Genomic DNA, 16,718 nt, shown 5'->3' with positions numbered 1-16,718 from the left:
TAGCTAATCTATAAATGCAAAAACCGGGAAATTCCCGGTTTTTTTGTATCTGCGCAATCGCGTATATTATTGATTTGCAGCCGGGCCGCAGCCACCAATAATTTTAGAAATTGAAATTGCTGGATGGAATAAATAATCGTAGCTACAGTTGTTTTTTGTGTTTTCAATATGACCAGTACATGCGGTCAGCGTAGCCAGCACACCTGCCACGATGGTGATTTTTGCAAATTTAAACATGATAAAATCCTTGTAAGATATCTATTTTTTAAATGGATGAAATCCATTTCTCGGCGGTTAAGATATCAACTAAGGAAGATTTTAAATAGTCCGAATAAGGACGTGATAATGTTAGGGTAAATTATATTTTTAATGAATTAAAATGCTATGAAATGTATCTATTATTAATAAATTGATGAATGATATTTTATTTAGATTAAATATTAACTTTTGTGAATCATAAATAAATGCCCTGAATATCAGGGCATTTATTAGCATTCAATTAATGATTCGAGAACCAGTTCAGCTTATCGCGTAGTCCAACCACGCGACCGACGATAATCAGCGCCGGACTTTCAACCTGCTGTGCCAGCTCGCCGAGCTGCGTCAGAACCCCGTTGACGACGCGTTGCTTCACGGAAGTCCCGTTTTCTACCAGCGCGACGGTCATATCAGGCTGCATGCCAAACTCAATCAGTTTTTCCTGGATGGTGGCTGCCTGATTCAGTCCCATGTAGAACACCAGCGTCTGTTTCTCGGCCGCCAGGTTTTCCCAGTCCAGCTCACCGCCGGTTTTCAGGTGTCCGGTAACCAGACGCACGCTCTGAGCGTAATCACGATGGGTCAGTGGAATGCCGGAATAGGCAGAACAACCAGAGGCTGCGGTAATACCAGGCACTACAGAGAATGGAATACCGGCATGGCACAGCGTTTCCAGCTCTTCGCCACCACGGCCAAAGATGAACGGGTCGCCACCTTTCAGTCGTACCACGCGCTTGCCCTGTTGTGCTTCACGCAGCAGGATCTGATTGATCTCTTCCTGCGGTACGCAGTGATAGCCCGCACGTTTGCCGACGAACACTCGGTCTGCATCGCGGCGTACAAGGTTCATGATGTCGTCGGAAACCAGGCGGTCATAGACCACGACATCCGCTTGCTGGATCTGCTGTAGCCCTTTCAGCGTCAGCAGGCCGGCATCGCCAGGACCGGCGCCAACCAGTACCACTTCACCACGGTGATCCAGCGGTTCGCTGAGCATTTGCTCGGTGGTTTCCTCGACGGCTTTCAGGTCATTGTTCGCCAGCGACTGCGCCAGGCGGTCATTCACGAACAATTTTTCCCAGAAGCGGCGACGTTCACCCATGCTGGCAAACTGTTTCTTCACCCGAGAGCGCAACTTGCCGGCATATTGTGCGACCTGGCCCAAATGCTGAGGCAGTACGGATTCAAGCCTTTCACGCAGCAGACGGGCAAGCACCGGCGATGTCCCGCCGGAGGAGACCGCCACCATCAGCGGCGAGCGGTCGATAATAGAGGGCATGATAAAACTGGCTGCTTTTGGCGCGTCGACCACGTTGCAGAAGATACGACGTGACTCCGCGGCGGTGCTGACGCTTTGGTTGACGGCATCGTCATCGGTGGCGGCAATAGCCAGCCAGCAGGTGTTGAGCAGGGACTCATCGAACGGTCCCTCAACCAGCGTCAGCATGCCTTCATCTGCCCATACTTTGAACTGCGGAATAAACGCCAGTGCATTAACCGTTAAACGGGCGCCCGCTTCCAGCAGTAACCGCGCTTTGCGTTCTGCGACATCACCACCGCCGACGATCAAGCAGTCGCGGTCACGTAGTTGACAAAATATAGGCAAATGGTCCACGACATTACCCCTTAATTAATTATTAGCAGCCGCCTCTGGCTGGTTGATTTTTGCCGGAGCCGGACGCTCCGATTTTGGCGTAGCATACCAATAACCTAATCCCATGAATACGACACCGGACAAAGTATTACCGAGTGTCACCCACAGCAGGTTATGACCAATTCCTGACAGGGTATAAGCTTCGCTGTGATGACCGAACCAGGAGAGGGCAAACAGCGTCATGTTGGCCACCGAGTGCTCGTAGCCGGAAGCGATAAACGCCAGCAGACACCACCAGATAGCGAGGAATTTTGCCGCGCCTTCGGTACGGATTGCCATCCATATTGCCAGACAAACCAACCAGTTACACAGTGCGCCTTTAAAGAACAGCACCGTTGCAGGCGCGGTGGTTTTCGCCAGCGCGACCGAATGGACGATGCTGGTATCGACCGGCAGCAGACTGCCGCCTCCCCAGCTATAAAGCAGGGCGACAAACACGGATCCGACCAGATTTCCCAGCCAGGTTTGCGGCAGGATAGCCCACATTTGGCCGTGGCTGATGGTGCCCGCTTTGACGCCGAGCGTCAGGAACATGGTGTGACCGGTAAACAGTTCTGAACCGGCAATAATAACCAGCGTTAAGGCGATACCAAAGGTTGCACCCATCACCAGCGGACGTACGGACGGGTCGAGCAGGTTACCGAGGGTAAAAATAAGGATGATGCCGAGGCCAACGTAGGCCCCTGCCATTGCCGAACTGACCCAGAACCCGAGCGGGTTATTTGCCGACAGGCGTGCGATGCGCGCAGCGTTAGCCGCACACTTATTGATAGTGTCTGTGAACATGTGTTGATTATCCTTGAAGTACAAAAATAAAAAGAAATCGTAACCGTAGGCCGAATAAGGCATTTATGCCGCCATCCGGCAATGTGCTTTTGCAATTGCCTGATGGCGCTACGCTTATCAGGCCTACCAATAAAAGACCTACAAATACGTCAAAAAAGGGGAGGCGTTGCGCCTCCCAAAAATTTATTAACCGCGCAGTTGCACCGTGCCGTCTTTCACTCGCGCTTCGTAATGTTTCACGGAGAACTGTTCGTCTTCCATGCACAGTCCGTCGCTTAAACGAAAACGCTGTTTTTTCAGCGGGCTGGCAACCCACAATTCGCCCTGATGTTCAGCAATAAGCCCACGAGAAAGCACACTGGACTCAAAGAACGGGTCGATGTTGCTGATCGCAAACACCTGGTCGCTGTGATACGGGCGGAAAATTGCAACCTGCTCGTTACCTAACAGGGCGCAGACGCCTGTTGCAGGCAGAATGTCATCGATTTTGCAGATGTTTTTCCACTGGCTCATGCGTTTTCCTCCACCAGAGTCACCGGGATACGCTCATAAGGCGTGGCCGGACGATGTTGTTCACGTTCAGGCACAACCTGGACATTCGGATCGCGTTTATCGCTGTTGATAAAGTGTTTGAAGCGAACCTGCGCGGATGGAGTGTTAACGGTTTCTGTCCACTCGCAGACCACCGCTTCACGCAGACGGGCCATCTCTTCTTCAAGATGCTGGTTCAGGCCCAGCTTGTCGTCGATGATGACGGACTTCAGATACTCGATACCGCCTTCCAGATTGTCTAACCACGGTGCGGTACGGGTCAGTTTGTCGGCGGTACGGATGTAGAACATCATGAAGCGATCAAGATACTTGAGCAGCGTTTCACGATCGATATCTGCTGCCAGCAGGTCTGCATGGCGAGGTTTCATCCCGCCGTTACCGCAAACGTACAGGTTCCAGCCTTTCTCAGTGGCGATGATACCTACGTCTTTGCCCTGAGCTTCCGCACATTCGCGGGTACAACCGGAGACGCCGAATTTCATTTTGTGCGGGGTACGAATACCTTTGTAGCGATTTTCCAGCTCCACGCCGAAGCCGACGCTATCGCCGACGCCGTAACGACACCAGGTGCTACCTACGCAGGTTTTCGCCATACGCAGCGCTTTGGCATACGCGTGGCCGGTTTCAAAACCGGCTTCAATCAGCTGACGCCAGATTTCCGGCAGGTCATCTTTCTGCGCGCCGAACAGACCGATACGCTGAGAACCGGTAATTTTGGTGTACAGGTTAAATTCACGCGCGATACGGCCCACGGCCACCAGGCCTTCAGGGGTAATTTCGCCACCCGCAGAGCGCGGGATCACGGAGTAAGTACCGTCTTTCTGGATGTTAGCCAGGAAGTTGTCGTTGGTGTCCTGCAACGGCGTGTGCTGTGGTTTGAGGATGTACTCATTCCAGCAGGAAGCCAGCAGGGAACCCACGGTAGGTTTACACACTTCGCAGCCGTAGCCTTTCCCGTGTTTGGCCAGCAGCTCTTCGAAGGTTTTGATGCCTTCTACACGGATGAGATGGAACAGTTCCTGACGTGAGTACGGGAAGTGTTCGCACAGGTTGTTATTCACTTCGATACCCTGTTTCGCCAGTTCGGCGTTCAGGACCTGCGTTACCAGCGGGATACACCCGCCACAGCCGGTACCGGCTTTGGTTTCCGCTTTCAGCGCCGCAACGGTATGGCAGCCTTTGTTGATAGCGGCAACCAGCATGCCTTTGGTGACGTCAAAGCAGGAGCAAATCTGCGCGCTGTCCGGCAGTTTATCGACACCGATAGATGGCTTACCGCTGCCCGCGTGTGCTGGCAGAATCAGTGAATCTGGATTTTCCGGCAGTTCAATGGCGTTCAGCACCAACTGCAGCAGATTGCCGTAATCGCTGGTGTCGCCAACCAGAACCGCGCCGAGCAGGGTTTTGTTATCTTCGCTAACGATCAGGCGTTTGTAGACTTCTTTGCTTTCGTCGAGATAGACATAGCTACGTGCACCCGGCGTGCGAGCATGCGCGTCACCAATACCGCCGACGTCAACGCCGAGCAGCTTCAGCTTGGCGCTCAGGTCCGCGCCTTCAAAGGCGTTTTCAGTTTCGAGAATATGGTCAACGGCAACCTGCGCCATTTTGTAGCCAGGAGCGACCAGACCATACACGCGGTTGTTCCAGCTTGCGCATTCGCCGATGGCATAGATGTCCGGGTCAGAAGTCTGGCAGGTGTCATTAATGACGATACCGCCGCGTGGTGCGACGTCAAGGCCGCACTGGGTGGCCAGTTTGTCGCGGGGACGAATACCGGTAGAGAAGACGATGAAATCGACTTCCAGTTCGCTACCGTCGGCAAAACGCATGGTTTTGCGCGCTTCGGTGCCTTCCTGAACGATCTCTTTGGTGTTTTTGCTGGTGTGCACACGCACGCCCATGCTTTCAATTTTGCGACGTAACTGCTCGCCACCCATATGATCCAGCTGTTCAGCCATCAGCATTGGGGCGAATTCAATCACGTGGGTTTCAACGCCGAGGCTTTTCAGCGCACCAGCGGCTTCCAGGCCCAGCAGGCCACCGCCGACCACGGCACCGCGTTTGCTACGGCGCGCGCAAGACTCAATCGCGTTGAGGTCTTCGATGGTGCGGTAAACGAAGCAGTCCTGGGTTTCCGAACCTTTAATCGGTGGGATCCACGGGTAAGAGCCCGTCGCCATGATTAGCTTATCGTAGTAAACCGTACGACCTGCGCTGGAGTGGATTACTTTCTCCTGGCGGTTAATGGTAATTGCGCGCTCGCCCACTAACACCTTAACGCCATGCTTCTCGTAGAATCCTTCACGCACCAGAGAAAGCTCTTCGGCGGTGTGGTGGGAGAAGTAGGAAGACAGGTGTACGCGGTCGTATGCTTTGCGGGGTTCTTCACAGAAGACGGTAATATCAAAATTGGCAGCGTCGGATTTATCAAGAAGATCCTCAATAAAGCGATGGCCGACCATACCATTACCGATAATAGCGAGTCTGACTTTGCTCATTTTTGCCTCGATTTCTTTTCTATTACTGCCTACCTTAACGATTCAGCAACCGCACTTATTGATGCAAATCAAATTCGCCCTTATATACTCCTTAAGAGGTATATAGCTGATTTGTCAGCATTTTTATAAGTGACGGAATTATTTGAGTTTTCGTGTTTGTATAAATAGCGTACAAATTAAGGGGTTTTTGTAAGAATTGGCCTACATGACCAGTGAAAGAAGAGAGGAGGCGAAAATATGCCGGATGATGTGGATACCATCCGGCAGTGTGTAGACCGGGCTAGCGAAGCGCCCCCGGCACTGAGATTAATGCGTTGCTGGCGCGTTATGCTGGCGATGACGCGTGACGAAGCCAAGAATAAAGCACATTACGAATACAACCGCATACAAGCCGTTAGCCGTCTGCAATGCCGCCTGCGGGCCGCTATGTGCCACAATAGGGCCGGTTACCACGAAGGTGAGCATAGTACCAATGGTGCCGCAGGTCAGAACGAAGTTAACCAGTTTGGGTGAGGCGACCTTCGTCTGCTGGGAGCCAAGGGTAATGATGGTGGTATAAATCGCGCTGGAGAAGAAGCCCAGCGTCAGAATGAACCACGGCATATGTTCCGGCGTACCCGTGATAAACAGATACATCAGTACGGTGGCCAGACCCGCCAGTACGGTCAGGATGCGTTGCAAATCGAAGAAGCGCAGAATGAAGCTAAACGCCCACATGCCAACCATGTAAGACATCCAGAAGTCGCTGACCAGTTTACCTGCGTCGTTCAGGCTCATACCCAGGCTTTTGGCGTATTCCGGAACCCAGGAGATAAAGCCCAATTGACCGAGGATGTAGCACAGCGCGGCGATCGCCAGAAACAGCACGCCAATCCCCCATTTTTCTTTTACTACCGGCGCGTCTGACTGCTGAGCGTGTTTACCCAGTGCCGGAAATTCACAACCGAAGGTCAGCAGGAAAATAGCGACGTATACCAGGCCGATGCAAGCATAGACCCAATACCATTCGATGCTGCGCGCTAACAGGAACGCGGCAACCATCGGGAAAATCATACCGGCCATGCTGAAGAAGGAGTCAGTAAACAGCAGGCGGGAACCGCGCTGGCGACCTTCGTACATTTGAGTTACCAGGAACGTACCAATCGACATGGTTATACCGCTCACAAGACCCAATACAAACATGGCGGCAGAGAACAAGGCCAGGCTATGGCTGAGCATCAGTCCGGCGACTGCCAGTACCATCAGGATAAAGCCGAAGCGCAACTGGGTTTTCAGGGGCACGATTTCCATTAGCCATGCATTCAGAAAGATAGAGATCAGAATGCCGGCATTCAGGAAGGTGAAGGTGTTACTCATACTGGAAACGGGCAAATGGAAGTAATCTGCGATGTTTCCCATCACCATCCCGGTGACAATTACCAACGCACCTGTCAGGGCGTAGGAGAGAAAGCTAATCCATGTGAGCTTGATGCGGTTGCTGTTAGTCATGACTGGCCTGTATAGAAGTGTAAGGCGCATTGACTGCGCCGTGAGCGGGCAGATTTTAGGCGCTTTTGTGATGTATTTAAATATTTATTGGTAATGACTTTGTTTATTACATTTTTGTATGTGATCTGAATCACATTGATTCATGCGACAGTAAGGTTACATTTGTTTCAAGTACGTAAAATTAGGTAAAGGGATGGCCTTGTCCTTGAAGGCTCTTTAGAATCAATTCACTTGCTTCATTTCTGCTCTTGTTAAGGAATTCTCATGCTCAAATCGACTCTGGCGGCTGTTGCAGCTGTTCTCGCTCTTTCTGCTCTCTCTCCCGCAGCACTGGCAGCAAAAGGTGACCCTCATGTTCTGCTGACAACCTCTGCTGGTAACATTGAGCTGGAGCTGAACAGTCAGAAAGCCCCGGTTTCAGTGCAAAACTTTGTCGATTATGTCAACAGCGGTTTCTATAACAACACTACGTTCCACCGTGTGATCCCTGGCTTCATGGTGCAGGGCGGCGGTTTTACCGAGCAGATGCAGCAGAAGAAACCTAACCCGCCAATCAAGAATGAAGCCGATAACGGACTGCGTAACACCCGCGGCACGATTGCTATGGCGCGTACAGCGGATAAAGACAGCGCGACCAGCCAGTTCTTTATCAACATTGCAGACAACGCTTTCCTCGATCACGGCCAGCGCGACTTTGGCTATGCTGTCTTCGGAAAAGTTGTGAAAGGTATGGATGTTGCGGATAAGATCTCTCAGGTACAGACCCATGATGTCGGTCCATACCAGAATGTTCCGTCAAAACCGATTGTTATCCTTTCTGCTAAAGTTCTGCCGTAATCGCATCTAGCGCGGGTAGTTCTTGCCCGCGTTCACCCCTCTCTCTGCGTAACCCGAAATTGCTGCTTATACTTGTGGCAAGTGTCGGCTCATTCAGGGAGGTCACGTGAAAAAACTCACCGATAAACAAAAGTCCAGGCTGTGGGAACAGCGGCGAAACGCCAATTTCCAGGCCAGCCGACGGCTGGAAGGCGTAGATATTCTACGGGTTACTCTGAGTGCTGAAGACGCTCTGGCGCGTCTTGAAGAGCTGAGGAGGCACTATGAGCGATAAATTCGGTGATGGTCGCGACCCGTATTTATATCCGGGCCTGAATGTCATGCGTAACCGTCTGGGGATTCATCAGGCGCAGCGTTTGGCGCAGGCGGCTTATGAACTGACGGCGCTGCGTGCGGCGACTATCGAATTGGGGCCGCTTAAACGAGGCTTACCGCACCTGTGCGCCATTCATCGCCAGCTGTATCGAGATATTTTTGACTGGGCGGGACACCTGCGCGAAGTCGATATTTACCAGGGCGATACTCGCTTTTGCCATTTCGCCTATATCGAGAAAGAGGGCAATGCACTGATGCAGGACCTGGAAGATGAGTCCTGGCTGGTGGGATTACCGGAAGACAAGTTTGTCGATCGTCTTGCGCACTATTATTGCGAAATCAATGTGCTGCATCCGTTTCGCATTGGTAGCGGTCTGGCGCAGCGTATTTTCTTCGAACAGTTAGCGATTCATGCAGGGTATGTGCTGAGCTGGGATGGCATTCCGGTTGAGGAGTGGAATCAGGCTAATCAGAGCGGGGCGATGGGTGACCTGTCTGCACTGCGGGCGATATTTCGTAAAGTGGTAAGCGAAGCACCGGAAACTGAGTAGAATAGCGCGGTTCTTATGTACCGGAGCCGCCATGATCCTGCTTATCGATAACTATGATTCTTTCACCTGGAACCTGTACCAATACTTCTGCGAACTGGGGGCTGATGTCCTTGTCAGGCGCAACGACGAGCTGACGCTGGCGCAAATTGACGCGCTGAGCCCGCAAAAAATCGTCATTTCCCCGGGACCCTGTACGCCGGATGACGCCGGTATTTCGCTGGAGGTTATTCGCTATTACGCAGGGAAGATCCCACTGCTGGGCGTTTGTCTGGGGCACCAGGCGATGGCGCAGGCCTTTGGCGCGACCGTGGTTCGGGCGGCGAAAGTGATGCATGGTAAAACGTCGCCGATTACGCATAACGGGCAGGGCGTTTTTCAGGGGCTCGCCAATCCATTAACGGTAACGCGCTACCATTCTCTGGTGGTCGCTCCCGAAACCCTTCCTGACTGCTTTGAGGTGACCGCCTGGAGTGAAACACAGGAGATCATGGGTATTCGCCACCGGGAGTGGGATATGGAAGGGGTGCAGTTTCACCCGGAGAGCATTCTCAGCGAACAGGGGCATCAGCTGCTGGCTAATTTCCTCAACCGGTGATTTGTGGTTGCTATTCAGTGATTTTTTATTCATATTTTGTGATTATAATTTCACTAGCATTTCTGCTTAACAGGGTGGTAATGACATGGCAACTGAACAAACTGCAATTACACGCGCGACATTCGATGAAGTGATTCTGCCGATTTATGCACCGGCTGAGTTTATCCCGGTAAAAGGGAAAGGGAGTCGAGTATGGGATCAACAGGGTAAAGAGTATGTTGATTTCGCGGGCGGCATTGCAGTTACCGCGTTAGGGCATTGTCATCCTGCGCTGGTTGAGGCGTTAAAAACCCAGGGTGAAACCCTGTGGCATACCAGCAACGTTTTCACCAACGAACCGGCGTTACGCTTAGGTCGTAAACTCATTGATGCGACTTTCGCCGAACGCGTACTGTTCATGAACTCCGGTACCGAAGCTAACGAAACCGCCTTTAAGCTGGCGCGCCACTATGCCTGCGTGCGTCATAGCCCGTTCAAAACCAAAATCATTGCCTTCCATAACGCGTTTCATGGTCGCTCGCTGTTTACCGTATCCGTCGGCGGGCAGCCGAAATATTCCGACGGCTTTGGACCAAAGCCGGCAGATATCATCCATGTCCCGTTTAACGATCTGCATGCGGTCAAAGCGGTGATGGACGATCACACCTGCGCGGTGGTGATCGAGCCTATTCAGGGCGAGGGTGGTGTTACTGCGGCAACGCCGGCATTCCTGCAAGGCTTGCGTGAGCTCTGTGATCAGCACCAGGCGCTGTTGGTATTTGATGAAGTACAGAGCGGGATGGGGCGTACTGGCTCACTGTTTGCCTATATGCACTACGGCGTGACGCCGGATATCCTCACCAGCGCCAAGGCGCTCGGTGGCGGTTTCCCGGTGAGCGCGGTGCTGACCACCCAGGAGATTGCCTCGGCGTTCCACGTGGGTTCACACGGCTCCACATACGGCGGTAACCCGCTGGCCTGCGCGGTTGCGGGAGCTGCGTTTGATATCATCAACACGCCGGAAGTGCTGGAAGGTATTCAGGCCAAACGCCAGGCGTTTGTTCAGCATTTGCAGAAAATTGACCAGCAGTTTGACATTTTCAGCGACATTCGCGGTATGGGACTGCTGATTGGCGCCGAACTGAAGCCGCAATTTAAAGGCCGGGCGCGTGATTTCTTGTACGCCGCGGCGAATGAAGGCGTGATGGTATTGAACGCCGGACCGGACGTGATGCGTTTCGCGCCATCGCTGGTGGTGGAGCAGACTGATATCGATGAAGGGATGCAGCGCTTCGCGCAGGCCGTGGCGAAAGTGATGGGTTGACGGATTGCCGGATGGCGCTACGCTTATCCGGCCTACGAATCACACCTTACTCTGTAGGCCGGATAAGGCGTTTACGCCGCCATCCGGCAACTCTCTTAACCTTTCATGTCCCGCAACCGGCGGCTCAGCCAGATCCCATGGTGCGGTCGCTGACGCCATGCTACCGACGAAATGGTATGCATGGTGTTCAGATGCCCTAAAACCCGCTGCAGATGCTGCTCAAGGGTGCTTAAAGGCCCATGGGACAGCATCTCTGGCGCTTCGAGAATATTCACATCGCCGGAGCTTCCGGGACCGTCATATTCTAGCCGCTGCTGACAGCGCTGGATCGCAATTTCACAGGACTCCAGATACCGCTGCGCCAAATCCGGCGTCAGCATCGTATGTTCCCTTGCCAGCGTAGTCATTGCGTTGATGTGTTCGACGATGAACTGGCTATGCGTAACCCACAGTTTCATGTCCGCCAGATAGTGCGAGTTGAACCCAGGCTCCTGCATCGCCTGGTTCAGCGAGTTGAACAGCGTGTTATGCGCCTGGTTGACCCGCATGCGTTGATACGCCAGCGGTGTGGCCTGGGGATCGTTGCTAAGAATCAGGCGAATGGCCTCCTGATCGGCTTCTAACGCATCGTGGGCGTTTTTACGCAGCAAACCGCTCTGCCACTGCGGCCACAGCCAGAGCATCCCGCCAAAAGCGATCAGGCAGCCAGTGATCGTATCGATAAACCGCGGCACGATAAACTGTTCCCCGTTCAGCGTCAGCAGTTGCAGGGTATATACCGCGGTGACCGTAAAGCCGACGGTAGCCCAGCCGTAGTTTTTGCGGATGGTCAGATAACTCACCAGGGTTATCAGCAGCATGCCTGCCAGCGTGTAACCTTCCTGGATATGAAAGTGCAGCGTGACGCCAGCGATCACCAGGCCGACGAGCGTCCCTACTGAACGGTGTAAAATACGTACCCGGGTTGCCCCGTAGCCATTTTGCGTGACGAACAGGATTGTCATCAAAATCCAGTAAGGTTTTGGCAGGTGTAAGGCGCTGCCCATCAGGCTGGCAATGCTCAACATGACGCTGATGCGTCCGGCATTACGCAGCGCAGGGGATTTCAACGACAAATAGCTTTTCAGGGCAGGGATCAGCGGCAGCCGACGCTGCTTGTCAGCCATTAAATCACGGGCATACAGTGGTCGCTGGGTGCGTAGCACACGGGCAATACGGCTGAAGTGCCAGTAGCAAAATTGACCTACCGGATTGTCCGGATGCTGGTTGGCGATTTTCTCCAGCGTGCCAATCTGCTTTTCCATTGAGAAACGGGTCGGTAAGCGGTGATACAAAATATCATCGGCCAGTACGCGAAGGCGTTCGGCAACGGTGCGCGCATTCCAGCGAATCACTTGTTCGGCGTGGCTACGTTCGACCAGCTTTTGCACCTCTTCCGGCTGGTGGAGGCTAACGGAAATATGTTCCTGTAAATCGAGCGCCTCCTGAAAGGCACGTAGCAGGCGCTTATAATCGTTGTTGCGATGCGCCGACAGCATATGCATTTGCTGATAGCACTGGGTAATTAAATCCACCGCTTTTTGCTGGCGCACCAACAGGGGAGGCAGCGCTTTTTCTGGGTCGGCATGCTGAGTCAGCATGCTGTACTTGGCCTCACAGTAATCGGCTAATTCGCGGTACAACAAGCTGAGCGACTCACGCAGCGGCTGCTCGCGCCACATCCAGAACCAGAACCAGTTGAACAGGCCATACCACAATGTGCCCAGCGCGTAGATTAGCAGCGGCTCCCAGACGGGCATGTTACCTGCCAGACTGAGTGTGAAAATTGCCGCGATAAGCGAGGCTGGTAGTAGTCGCGCATGCAGAGGGCCTAATTCTGCGGTTACACCAAGAATCAGCGTCAGGCCGGTGAGGATCAGTGGCAGCGGTATAGTCTGTGCCAGCAGTAATTGCATGATCAGACTGCATCCGGCAAACAAAGACGCGCCAATCACTAAGCGTTTGAAAAAGCGCTTATGCGGGGTATCAAGACCGGCAATATTGCAGCAGGCAGGGACGAGGGAAAAGAGGAGTCCCAGATGAAGCTGACCGATGATCAGGCCGACGGCCACAGGTAAACATAGCACCAGCGTTTGTCGTAGTGCGTAGTTGATCTCTGGGTGGTATATCAGTCTTCGCCACATCGGAGCAAACAAAAGTGGCGCATTACGGGGTAACGCGCCACTTCGATGGGGTTAACGTGTGCCGTAGACGACGATGGTCTTACCGTGTGCGGAGATCAGGTTCTGATCTTCCAGCATCTTCAGAATACGACCGACGGTCTCACGGGAGCAGCCAACGATCTGGCCGATTTCCTGACGGGTGATTTTAATCTGCATGCCGTCCGGGTGGGTCATCGCATCAGGCTGTTTCGCCAGATTCAGCAGAGTCTGCGCGATACGACCGGTAACGTCGAGGAAGGCAAGGTTGCCCACTTTTTCAGACGTGACCTGCAGACGGCGAGCCATCTGAGAGGACAGGCGCATCAGAATATCTGGATTGACCTGGATTAATTGGCGAAATTTTTTGTAGGAAATTTCAGCGACTTCACATGCAGTTTTAGCACGGACCCAGGCGCTGCGTTCCTGACCTTCTTCGAAGAGGCCTAATTCACCAATAAAATCGCCCTGATTCAGATAAGAAAGGATCATTTCTTTCCCTTCTTCATCTTTGATCAGCACTGCCACTGAGCCTTTAACGATGTAGTACAACGTTTCCGCTTTTTCACCCTGGTGAATCAGCGTGCTCTTCGATGGGTACTTATGAATATGGCAATGAGACAAGAACCATTCGAGAGTCGGGTCTGTTTGCGGTTTGCCAAGCACCATGCGCGGTTATCCTCTGTTATAAGCTGTCTCCAGAGCCAAAAAACATCCTGTCTCTGGGTTTGCAAAAATGTGCTTCCCGCTACCTGGGAAGGGGGCTGTCAATACGTGCGACGGCCTGTAATGTGATGTCCTCTGCATACATGCAGTACGTCAATGTATTACTGTAGCATCCCGACTGTTTTAGCATAGCTTTCGCCGTGTGTCTCCTGGTGTCTCGCTTCAGCATGACGCAGGTCGCCTTCCGTTGCGAGATTTGTTGTGTGCGCGTAATCTGTCAGGAAAATTGATGCATCGGAGTAATAAAATATGCAAGCACGTGTTAAGTGGGTCGAAGGGCTGACCTTCCTCGGTGAGTCCGCTTCTGGCCACCAGATTTTGATGGACGGTAACTCCGGTGATAAAGCGCCGAGCCCGATGGAAATGGTCTTAATGGCTGCGGGTGGTTGCAGCGCAATTGATGTGGTGTCGATCCTGCAAAAGGGTCGTCAGGATGTGACCAACTGCGAAGTGAAGCTGACCTCCGAGCGTCGTGATGAAGCGCCGCGCCTGTTTACCCATATCAACCTGCATTTCATCGTAACGGGTAACGATCTGAAAGATGCGTCCGTCGCACGTGCGGTCGATCTTTCGGCGGAAAAATATTGCTCCGTGGCGCTGATGCTGGAAAAGGCGGTGAATATTACCCACTCCTATGAAGTGGTTGCCGCGTAATTGCTGATGCCGGATGGCGGCGTTGCCTTATCCGGCCTATAGGGTGATGTTGAGTCGTAGGCCCGATAAGCGAAGCGCCATCGGGCGCTTTCCACATATCACTCTATCTTTTTGCCTTCCATCAGTCGCTGCACCAGCGGCAGCATAATCAATTCCATCGCCAGACCCATTTTTCCGCCCGGTACGACCAACGTATTGATATGAGAAATGAATGAGCCCTGCAGCATGGCCAGCAGCCACGGGAAGTCGATCCCTTCCAGATTACGAAAATGAATCACGACAAAGCTTTCATCGAGTGACGGAATGCTCTTGGCGGCAAAGGGATTAGAGGTATCGACGGTTGGTACGCGTTGGAAGTTGATATGCGTACGGGAAAACTGTGGTGTGATGTAATTGATGTAATCGTCCATTGAGCGCACCACCGAGTCCATCACCGCTTCACGCGAGTGTCCACGCTCGCTGGTATCGCGGGTCAGCTTCTGGATCCACTCCAGGTTCACGATCGGCACCACGCCAACCAGCAGATCGACATGCCGGGCCACATTTTGCTGAGGGGTGACAACGCCGCCGTGAAGTCCCTCATAGAACAGGACATCCGTCGGTTCAGGCAGCGGCTGCCAGGGCGTAAATGTCCCCGGAACCTGATTCCACGGTACGGCCTCATCGTAGGTGTGCAGGTATTTACGCGACTGACCTTTGCCCGTCTGGCCGTATTCAATGAAGGTTTGCTCCAGCAGACCAAAGTCGTTAGCTTCGGGGCCGAAATAGCTGATATGCCGCCCAGCATCGCGTGCTTTGCGAATCGCCATGTCCATTTCCGGACGGGTATAGCGGTGAAAACTGTCACCTTCCACCTCGGCGGCGCGCAGGTTTAACTGCGCGAAAATTTTACGAAACGCGAGGCTGGTGGTGGTGGTCCCCGCGCCGCTGGATCCTGTTACCGCAATCACCGGATGTTTGGCAGACATAACAACTCCATGAAATGGTTGTAATTATAGTAAAGTCGGCCGGCGGCTACGGATTACTCGTGAAACTGCTTCCTCGGCATAATGTTGACCGTTTCATGCAGTTCGGACCACACCAGCACGGCTTCACCTGATTGTAGTTGGCGTTTGACGTCGGCGACTTTTTGTTCGAGCGAGCGTTCATGTTCACCGTAATCGGTGCCTTCACGCAAGACAAAGCTTTCAATCAGATTGTCCAGCGCGTCCGGAGAGATATCTTGCCATGGGATAATCATGATGACGCCTCCAGATACGTTGTCAGCCAGTCCGGGATTCTTGATTCCAGCCACATCTCAGGACGGCGCACTGTGCCACCAATAAATCCGACGTGGCCGCCATGTTCAGTCAGCTGATATTCCACCTGCGAAGGCAGATTTTCCGGTTTCGGGATCACGTGATGATCCATAAACGGATCGTCTTTAGCATGGATAATCAGCGTTGGTTTGGCGATCCGATTGAGCAACGGCATGGCGCTGCACTGGCGGTAATAGTCTATAGCATCGGCGAAACCGTGGATTTTGGCGGTGATCAGATCGTCAAAATCGCGAATGCGGCGCAAAGATTTCAACTGGGCCAGGCTTACCGGCAGCGAACCGGGATACGCCTCAAGCTTACGCGAGGCGTTGGCTTTCAATAAATTGAGCAGGTAGCGCTGATAGACACGGGAAAAGCCCTTGTCCATATGGTAGCTACAGGCTTCGAGCACGAAAGGCGCAGAAACGATAACCGCTGCATCTATCGGAATATTGTTGCCTTCTTTTGCCAGCAGACAAGCCAGCATGTTTCCACCGAGTGAATAACCTACCGCGGCGGTCGGTGCGCGACCGAACTCACGTTCCAGCCAGTGTAAAAACCAGGTGCCATCTTCTGTTTCACCGGAGTGATAAATACGGTTCAAACGATTGGGCTCACCACTGCAACCGCGAAAATGCATTACCACGCCCAGCCAGCCGCGCTTTTGTGCTGCTTCAATCAGGCCATGTGCGTAGGGGCTGTTCAGACTACCTTCCAGACCGTGAAAAACCACCAGGCGCGGTTTGTGTTTCGCCTGTTGTGGATCTTCACTCCACGCCAGATCGACGAAATCACCGTCGGGCAATTCCAGACGCTGCCAGTGGGCGTCGAACTTCACCTTACGGCGAATTAATCGCGGCAGCATCGTCTGCAGATGGCGGTTACTGATACCGCGCATCGGGCGGAATTCTCGCGAATCGTCGGTAGGTGGGGTCATTTCTGTGGACGTGATTTCAACCATAACACCGGAGCAATTAATAATCGGAAAGAATAACTATACCG

The 16,718-nt window shown here is 52.9% G+C and carries 17 protein-coding genes; 6 read left to right on the top strand and 11 right to left on the bottom strand.

The features are described from left to right. Window positions 1-66 precede the first annotated feature (66 nt). From WN16_RS01635 to tsgA, 6 genes are all read right to left on the bottom strand, one after another. On the bottom strand, window positions 67-237 hold the full coding sequence (locus WN16_RS01635; RefSeq protein WP_003837939.1) for a YhfL family protein: 171 nt from the start codon (window positions 235-237) through the stop codon (window positions 67-69). A gap of 262 nt (window positions 238-499) precedes the next feature. After that, window positions 500-1,873, bottom strand: a complete 1,374-nt coding sequence (gene cysG / locus WN16_RS01630; protein ID WP_016151091.1) for a siroheme synthase CysG — start codon at window positions 1,871-1,873, stop codon at window positions 500-502. 15 nt (window positions 1,874-1,888) lie between these two features. Continuing rightward, window positions 1,889-2,698, bottom strand: coding sequence for a nitrite transporter NirC (gene nirC, locus WN16_RS01625; protein ID WP_003023587.1), 810 nt, complete (start codon window positions 2,696-2,698; stop codon window positions 1,889-1,891). Window positions 2,699-2,884: 186 nt separating this feature from the next. Continuing rightward, entirely contained in the window at window positions 2,885-3,211 is a 327-nt protein-coding gene (gene nirD / locus WN16_RS01620; protein ID WP_003023590.1) for a nitrite reductase small subunit NirD, read from the bottom strand. Continuing rightward, complete coding sequence (gene nirB, locus WN16_RS01615; protein ID WP_003023592.1) at window positions 3,208-5,751, bottom strand: NADPH-nitrite reductase large subunit; 2,544 nt, start codon at window positions 5,749-5,751, stop codon at window positions 3,208-3,210. The genes nirD and nirB overlap by 4 nt, the downstream gene beginning before the upstream one ends. A 306-nt stretch (window positions 5,752-6,057) precedes the next feature. Further along, window positions 6,058-7,239 carry an MFS transporter TsgA gene (gene tsgA, locus WN16_RS01610; protein WP_003023593.1) on the bottom strand — a complete coding sequence of 394 codons (1,182 nt, stop codon included), beginning with the start codon at window positions 7,237-7,239 and terminating at the stop codon, window positions 6,058-6,060. A gap of 264 nt (window positions 7,240-7,503) precedes the next feature. On the opposite strand from tsgA, the gene ppiA reads away from it, so the two are divergent. The 5 genes from ppiA to WN16_RS01585 all read left to right on the top strand — a co-directional run bounded on the left by ppiA (window position 7,504) and on the right by WN16_RS01585 (window position 10,840). Continuing rightward, a complete protein-coding gene (gene ppiA / locus WN16_RS01605; protein WP_003023595.1) occupies window positions 7,504-8,076 on the top strand; it encodes a peptidylprolyl isomerase A in 573 nt (190 codons plus the stop codon). A 106-nt stretch (window positions 8,077-8,182) separates the two neighbouring features. Continuing rightward, the gene (locus WN16_RS01600) at window positions 8,183-8,350 is read left to right on the top strand and encodes a YhfG family protein (protein WP_003023597.1); all 168 of its coding nucleotides are present in this window, start codon (window positions 8,183-8,185) and stop codon (window positions 8,348-8,350) included. Next, complete coding sequence (locus tag WN16_RS01595) at window positions 8,340-8,942, top strand: putative adenosine monophosphate-protein transferase Fic (protein WP_003023599.1); 603 nt, start codon at window positions 8,340-8,342, stop codon at window positions 8,940-8,942. Before WN16_RS01600 ends, WN16_RS01595 begins: the two co-directional genes overlap by 11 nt. Before the next feature lie 31 nt (window positions 8,943-8,973). Further along, window positions 8,974-9,537, top strand: coding sequence for an aminodeoxychorismate synthase component 2 (gene pabA / locus WN16_RS01590; protein ID WP_003847954.1), 564 nt, complete (start codon window positions 8,974-8,976; stop codon window positions 9,535-9,537). Between the two features lie 85 nt (window positions 9,538-9,622). After that, complete coding sequence (locus WN16_RS01585) at window positions 9,623-10,840, top strand: aspartate aminotransferase family protein (RefSeq protein ID WP_003847953.1); 1,218 nt, start codon at window positions 9,623-9,625, stop codon at window positions 10,838-10,840. Between the two features lie 95 nt (window positions 10,841-10,935). Here WN16_RS01585 and WN16_RS01580 read toward each other — a convergent pair whose 3' ends face one another. Further along, entirely contained in the window at window positions 10,936-13,023 is a 2,088-nt protein-coding gene (locus WN16_RS01580; protein WP_003837947.1) for a YccS/YhfK family putative transporter, read from the bottom strand. Window positions 13,024-13,074: 51 nt separating this feature from the next. Beyond that, window positions 13,075-13,707, bottom strand: a complete 633-nt coding sequence (gene crp, locus WN16_RS01575) for a cAMP-activated global transcriptional regulator CRP (RefSeq protein ID WP_000242758.1) — start codon at window positions 13,705-13,707, stop codon at window positions 13,075-13,077. A gap of 306 nt (window positions 13,708-14,013) precedes the next feature. Here crp and WN16_RS01570 point away from each other — a divergent pair, with 306 nt between their 5' ends. Next, window positions 14,014-14,418: an OsmC family protein gene (locus tag WN16_RS01570; RefSeq protein WP_003023611.1), complete on the top strand. Its 405-nt coding sequence runs from the start codon at window positions 14,014-14,016 to the stop codon at window positions 14,416-14,418. A 98-nt stretch (window positions 14,419-14,516) separates the two neighbouring features. Here WN16_RS01570 and WN16_RS01565 read toward each other — a convergent pair whose 3' ends face one another. From WN16_RS01565 to WN16_RS01555, 3 genes are read right to left on the bottom strand one after another with little or no spacing between them, the layout of a single operon-like run. Beyond that, the gene (locus WN16_RS01565; protein WP_003827751.1) at window positions 14,517-15,386 is read right to left on the bottom strand and encodes a phosphoribulokinase; all 870 of its coding nucleotides are present in this window, start codon (window positions 15,384-15,386) and stop codon (window positions 14,517-14,519) included. A 53-nt stretch (window positions 15,387-15,439) separates the two neighbouring features. Beyond that, window positions 15,440-15,658 carry a YheU family protein gene (locus tag WN16_RS01560; protein ID WP_044701440.1) on the bottom strand — a complete coding sequence of 73 codons (219 nt, stop codon included), beginning with the start codon at window positions 15,656-15,658 and terminating at the stop codon, window positions 15,440-15,442. Continuing rightward, complete coding sequence (locus WN16_RS01555; protein WP_003837955.1) at window positions 15,655-16,677, bottom strand: hydrolase; 1,023 nt, start codon at window positions 16,675-16,677, stop codon at window positions 15,655-15,657. The genes WN16_RS01560 and WN16_RS01555 overlap by 4 nt, the downstream gene beginning before the upstream one ends. Window positions 16,678-16,718 lie beyond the last annotated feature (41 nt).

This window comes from Citrobacter sp. ABFQG (assembly GCF_004322975.1).
Taxonomy (GTDB): Bacteria; Pseudomonadota; Gammaproteobacteria; order Enterobacterales; family Enterobacteriaceae; genus Citrobacter; species Citrobacter freundii.
Note: the sequence above shows the minus strand (reverse complement) of the source record. Positions and strands in the feature narration are given on the sequence as shown.